Here is a 2,340-nt window from a genome sequence, read left to right as displayed (position 1 = left end):
TCATGGTCCCTTACAAGTTCCGCAATGCAGGACAGGTCTGCGTCGCACCCACCCGCTTCATCGTGCAGCAGGGAATTTTCGATGATTTCGCGGAGGGTTTTGCCCGCCGTGCCGCGGCGCTCAAGGTCGGCAACGGCCTCGATCCCGATGTGCGAATGGGGCCGATGGCCAATGCCCGTCGCCGGAGGCCATGGAACGGATGGTCCAGGATGCGGTCGCTCATGGCGCGACGCTGCATACCGGCGGCGAACGGATCGGCAATCAGCTCTTCTTCGTCTCCCACCGTCCTATCCCAATGTGCCGCTCGACGCCGAAGTGATGAATGAAGAGCCTTTTGGCCCCGTCGCCATCATCAATCCCTATGTGGATGAAGAGGCCATGATCACGGAAGCCAATCGCCTTCCATATGGCCTAGCTGCCTATAACTGGACCGACAATGCCGCCCGGCAACGTCGTATCGCCCGCGAGTTGGAGGCGGGCATGATCACGATCAACAGCGTGGCGGTCGGTGGTCCGGATTCGCCTTTCGGTGGCGTCAAATGGTCTGGACACGGCTCCGAAGACGGCCCGGAAGGMCTGGAGGCATGTCTTGTGACTAAGGCGGTTCACGAGGCCTGACCCGGCTCCGGGGGATCGGGCGCTCGGCAAACGTTTCGATAGGCAGAATACGGACCTGAGCCAGATCTCCACTGCTTGCGCGAAGCTGCGATAGTCTTCGTCATACTTACAAAAATATACTATAATCAAAAAACGTTGATATTGGTCCTCATTAGTGTGCTATGTCGGTGACTGTCTTCTATATACTGACGATCGGCCGCTGTGACCTCTGCGCCTACCATCGAGATGGGACATCTCTATCTAGCGGAGTGGGACATTTTCTATTTAGCGCGGCGGTTTCGATTTTGAAGCGCGACATCCATGGGATGCGTAGCAATTTCATCCAGGGGTGGGGGCGAGCCCCCACCCTGGATGGCAAAATCTATCGGGCGTTGAGGAGGGTGATTTGCTCTCCCAGAACGTCATGCGGGGTGCGATAGTTCAGGCACTTGCGAGGGGTACTGTTGATGCGATCAGCAACGGCCTGGATTTCATCCGATAGCAACGCCAGGTCCGTGTCAGACGGCAGGAAGCGCCGTATGCGACCGTTGCTGTTTTCCACGCTGCCCTTTTGCCAGGGTGCCGATGGCAGGCAGAAATAGCTCGTCATCGCGAGTTTCTTCTGGAGTGTCGCAAAGGCAGCAAATTCCGTTCCCCGGTCAAAGGTGATGCTCTGACGCAGGGAAGGGGGCAGCATGTGCAAGTGGTGCTGGATTCCCGACATGACGCCGGCGGAATGCCGACTGGGATTGCGGGCGAGGATAGTAAAYCGGCTGCGGCGCTCGACYARCGAGGTGAGGTTGGCTTTGCCATATTCCAACCTGAAGATCATCAGGTCGCCTTCCCAATGACCAAAGCTGCTGCGATTACCGATTTCGGAAGGGCGTTTGCCAATGGTGTTGACCAAGGGAATATGCAGACCGCGGGGCTTACGCGCATAGCGTTGACGTCGAGATCGACGGGCAACAGGCARAAGGCGCCACAGGCCYTGGCTKCGTCCGTCCGGYCCATAGACGAACTGGTAGATGGTCTCRTGACAGACGGCTTCACGAWTACCGCGATGGCGYCGAAGATATCCYGCAATCTGCTCSGGCGACCARGCTGCTGACAAGCGGTCGGCGATATAGGCGGCAAGCTCGGGCTTTCGGGCRATYTTGCCRCCACGCACCCGGCGCCTGTCCGCCATCGTTTGTGCGGCCGTTGGAAAATAGCCACGAAACAGCGGCTCGTCATCGAGATGCCGGTTACGTTTGAGTTCACGATAGATGGTCGAACGATGTCGCTGCAGCGCCGCTGCTATCTGCTGCACGGACCGCCCGGTTGCAGCCAGTTGGTAAACCTGTCGTCGCTCGTCCAAACCCAGATGCTGATAGCCGTTCATCATGTGCCTTCCTGGAAAAGGGATCAATCCCCCTATAAATCCTAGGATTTCGCACTTCGATCTAGAATCCACCGCAATTTCTGGCGGAAGCTCCCACGGTATGCGTTCGTTGAGCAGGAGATCGACGGTGCCGACGTAAGGGTCCGCATGGAACCAGCGCACTAGCATGTTGTCGCACAGTGCATTTCCCAGCGCGGCGAGACTCATGCATGGTGGTGCGCCATGTACGAGCGGACGATAGCGAACCGCTCGCCCGCCGGCACGCGGGCCGGCGTGAAATCGGCGGCTTCGAAGAAGCCGAACCGTCCAATTAACCTCTGCTCGGCCAGCAGCTTGAGGTTGATTGTCGCAAGTGCTGGCCG

The 2,340-nt window shown here is 58.3% G+C and carries 3 protein-coding genes; 2 read left to right on the top strand and 1 reads right to left on the bottom strand.

What is annotated here, in order from left to right; genetic code table 11:
* Together BF95_RS30545 and BF95_RS30540 are read left to right on the top strand one after the other, a co-directional pair.
* Positions 1-326 (top strand): aldehyde dehydrogenase family protein (locus BF95_RS30545; protein WP_268747211.1); only part of this gene is annotated, 326 nt, incomplete at its 5' end.
* Positions 298-618, top strand: a complete 321-nt coding sequence (locus BF95_RS30540) for an aldehyde dehydrogenase family protein (protein ID WP_268747210.1) — start codon at positions 298-300, stop codon at positions 616-618. The genes BF95_RS30545 and BF95_RS30540, both read left to right, overlap by 29 nt.
* 361 nt (positions 619-979) lie before the next feature.
* Here BF95_RS30540 and BF95_RS24970 read toward each other — a convergent pair whose 3' ends face one another.
* Positions 980-1,981 carry an IS30 family transposase gene (locus tag BF95_RS24970; protein ID WP_043155524.1) on the bottom strand — a complete coding sequence of 334 codons (1,002 nt, stop codon included), beginning with the start codon at positions 1,979-1,981 and terminating at the stop codon, positions 980-982.
* Positions 1,982-2,340: the final 359 nt, after the last annotated feature.

The sequence above is a fragment of the Sphingobium sp. Ant17 genome (assembly GCF_000588875.1).
Taxonomy (GTDB): Bacteria; Pseudomonadota; Alphaproteobacteria; order Sphingomonadales; family Sphingomonadaceae; genus Sphingobium.
This window is presented reverse-complemented; position numbering and strand designations above follow the sequence as displayed.